The sequence below is a fragment of the Radiobacillus sp. PE A8.2 genome (assembly GCF_045635475.1).
Taxonomy (GTDB): Bacteria; Bacillota; Bacilli; order Bacillales; family Amphibacillaceae; genus JBJGXI01.
On sequence record NZ_JBJGXI010000092.1, the window covers coordinates 1 to 3,497 of the forward strand.

The window sequence follows — 3,497 nt, forward strand, 5'->3', positions numbered from 1 at the left end:
AAAAGATTATTCCGATGTTTTTGTTATCCCGAATTACGGCTGCTATTGATAATAACAGCCACTTTTTTTATTTATCTTCGGGATAACCATCAAAGACAGTCATGCTATTTTAAACCACAAAGTTTGAGAATCATATCCTCATTACCCTCCCAAACAGGAACTTCAGCATTAGAGTTGTCGCCTAATTTGGCTGCTTTTTCAAGGGCATCCCTTATCATGGTGGTATCCGCTGTGGCGTATATACTAGTTGTTGTAGCATTTACATGTCCAAGAAAGTCCTTAATATAGGAGAGAGGGATACCCGACTGATACAAATGCATGGCCCGACTATGCCTAAATAAATGTGCATGTACCCTTTCAGGTACTTCCGGACAAAAATTTCTTGCCTGATTTGCATATTTTTTAATAAATATTGAAACATTATCGGGAGACATTGCACCCTTTTTCCCTTTGATTACAGTATAAAATAGACAGTCATCAGTGTTTTTCGGATATGTTGGGTGGAATACTTTCAAGTATTCTTTTAAATGAAGAACAGTTTTCTCCATTAATGGAACCGCCCTAACTTTGTTTCCTTTACCATTAAGATAGATGCATGGTATATCCAATTCAAGGCATATATCCCTCAGCTTTAAGTTAAGGATTTCCTGTATGCGTCCGCCGGTGTCGTACATAGCTATCATAAAGAACCGATTCCGCAAGCCGAACCTGTTTTTTACATCTGGCTGTATCAGAATCGATTTCAACGCATTCTGTGTCATATATGATACTCCCTTTTTCGTATCACGAAGAGCCGTAATGTCCTGAACATCTATATATATCGCAGCTAGCGAAGGTTCCTCAATTGCACAATAATGTAGAAAAGATTTTAGTGCAGCTAGCCGTTGGTTTCTTGTAGAAATGCTACAGTTTCTAGAAGACTCGAGCCATTCTAGGAATTCGTATACCAATGCATGATTTATCATCTCAAAGGTAATTTGCGTAAAAGAAATCTTCTTTTGCTCGTTTAGAAAAAGTCGCAAGACGTTTATCGTATCACGATAGGCTTTAATTGTGTTAGGACTGTAGCATTTATTCTTGGGTAGATACACCGTTAGAAAGCTACGCACATATTTAAAAAAGGAATCATTTATTGGTTTACTCATAATCCACCTCCGGTAGGAGGCTTTCGGATATCACGCTGGATTTATCGCGGAATACTGGAAAGAACTCTGGAACCAGATGAAGATAATAATCCGTATCTGCCTGATTGGTATGACCAAGATACATGCTTAGATATGGAAGATACGCATTGATATCTTTTCCCTCTTTCACCCACTGATTCAGACGGCTAACAGAGAAAGCATGGCGAAAATCATGAACTCTAGGAAGATTTCCTGTGCCTGTCTTTGCAACAGCAAGGTTATCCCAGAACAAATGGAACCAGTAGTCTACTATGCTACGATTATAGAAATTGCCTTTCTGATTTGGGAAAAATGCCATTCTATTAGGAAAGTGGAACCGGATTCTTTCATCGAAAACCTTACATAGATGTAGCATATCGTCAGATAGATATATGATTCTATCCTTATGCCCTTTAGATTCTCGGATAAAGACTGTTCCTGCTTCAAGATCGACATCCGATACCTGTAGCAATCTAGCCTCTGAGGATCGAAGTCCACAGCAATAAAGGAGCCTGAAAAATACAGGTATGATTAGATGCCGTCCTGGGCTGAAAGGGCTGGCCTGGCAAGCATCTATTGCCTTAAAGAAGTCAGACAGTTCCCGACTGGTAAATATATGTGGCACATAGCGTATCTGCTTTTTCGGTATATTAGAAGGTATGACATACGCATCAACCCCAATGCTGTTCATATATTTTGCTAGCTGTCTTACAGGTGTAATTCTACGCAAAAGCCCATTTGGGTGTTCATTTTCTCTTAAGGAAGCCCAACCCATGGCAATGTCAGAAGTTAATGTATGTTCATTAGGGAAGTGTTTTATACAATACTCATCAAACATGCGTAGGATTCTTCCTGAGCTGATATATGGATATCCAAGAGACTGCTTCTGTTCAACCAGACCTTCTATATAGACACTGAAGTTACCATAATAAGGATACCTCACAAAAGTTCCTCCTTTGTAACTTCAATTCCCTGTAAGGTGAGGGCGCATGCCTTAAGATGTTTTTCGTCTGTTGATAGATATATTTTGCTGGAAGATATGGATCCATGTCCCAATGTATTGGATATCACAGGAAGTGATATTTCCTGTGAAAGCATTCTTGCAGCCACAGAATGGCGGAAGATATGAAATCCTTTCCGTTGATGTCCTGACTGCCGGATATCCGCCTTTTTCATGATGCTACAACTGATGGCATAACAGTTGGAACGAGATAATTTTGTGTATGGTGACTGATATCTCAGAAAAACATAGGGAAGACTGCTTTGAGGTCTTGCATTTAGTATATAGTCAGACAATGCATTACCGACATCTGTAAGAATAGGTAACATTAAAGGCCTTCCGTTTTTTTGTTGTACGATGGCGATTGTCTTATTCCGCCAGTCAATTCTGGATAATTCTAAATTTGTAATGTCAATGCTTCTAAGTCCTGTGCGCATTGCCAAAAGCACCATGGCATAGTTACGCTTTCCAATACAGGTGGAACGGTCGATTGACTGAAGCAAACGGTCTTCTTCGTCCTGTGTAATAGTTGGTACAACTGCGGTTCTTCTGGAACCGCTGCTTGGAACTGCCAGAACTAATTTTTCATTAGTCGCACTTTCTTTATAGAGATATTTCAGAAAGGACCGAAGTGCAGACAGTACTGTTCGCATACTGGTGCTTTGGTAAGATCTTGCTATATAAGGAATAAAACTTCGAACATCATCGAGCCGGAGATCAGATATGTTTTTATTAAGTTCTGACTGTACATATTTTAAAAACTGCCTCGCAAGTGTCTCATATAACTTGCATGTACCATTACCTTTCCCTGAGCGGATAAGTGCTTCTGCATAATCGTTATGTAGCTGCTTCATTTCGTCAGAAAGGATGCCATTGGCTTCTGCACAATGGACTTTCCAACTGTATCTACCTGTTTCAAGGACTTCAAGAAGAATCAGCACAGAAAGGCGTCTGAGTTTATAACGCCATTCCTTAATCAACCTTTTGTCCAATTCATCCTTTGCTTCTTGCATAAAACGATTTGCCACTTCTTTAGAAAAGTACAATCGGCCCTTTGATTCGAAAAAATGAATCAGTTCATTCCATGCTAATCCATACTGATAGACTGTAGATGCACTATGTTGAATTGGTTTTATTGCTTCCTTAGCTTGGGTAATCAACTCCGTCAGTAAAATATCTTTCATGTATTTCGCCTCCATAATAATTTGGGTAAATCCCAAGTTCATTATGGACACTTTAGCAACAGTTATTCCGAATATTTAACTACTTTAACCTGATATATAAGCTAAAACAATTAATTATTCGGGATAACAAAGATTTCGGAATAATCTTTT

The 3,497-nt window shown here is 39.0% G+C and carries 3 protein-coding genes and 1 pseudogene; all 4 read right to left on the reverse strand.

The genetic code is table 11. The features are described from left to right. Nucleotides 1-104: 104 nt before the first annotated feature. Nucleotides 105-761: a tyrosine-type recombinase/integrase gene (locus ACI6MV_RS24700; RefSeq protein WP_407272971.1), complete on the reverse strand. Its 657-nt coding sequence runs from the start codon at nt 759-761 to the stop codon at nt 105-107. Between the two features lie 99 nt (nt 762-860). Next, a pseudogene (locus ACI6MV_RS24705) lies at nt 861-1,145 on the reverse strand (site-specific integrase); the annotation flags it as partial. Beyond that, nucleotides 1,138-2,106: a tyrosine-type recombinase/integrase gene (locus ACI6MV_RS24710; protein ID WP_407272969.1), complete on the reverse strand. Its 969-nt coding sequence runs from the start codon at nt 2,104-2,106 to the stop codon at nt 1,138-1,140. The pseudogene ACI6MV_RS24705 and the gene ACI6MV_RS24710, both read right to left, overlap by 8 nt. Continuing rightward, on the reverse strand, nt 2,103-3,347 hold the full coding sequence (locus ACI6MV_RS24715) for a tyrosine-type recombinase/integrase (RefSeq protein WP_407272970.1): 1,245 nt from the start codon (nt 3,345-3,347) through the stop codon (nt 2,103-2,105). Before ACI6MV_RS24715 ends, ACI6MV_RS24710 begins: the two co-directional genes overlap by 4 nt. Nucleotides 3,348-3,497 lie beyond the last annotated feature (150 nt).

Excerpts from the sequence above, each read along its gene's own strand:
- ACI6MV_RS24700 (WP_407272971.1), bottom strand. The coding sequence starts at position 761 with ATGACACAGAATGCGTTGAAATCGATTCTGATACAGCCAGATGTAAAA.
- ACI6MV_RS24715 (WP_407272970.1), bottom strand. The coding sequence starts at position 3,347 with ATGAAAGATATTTTACTGACGGAGTTGATTACCCAAGCTAAGGAAGCA.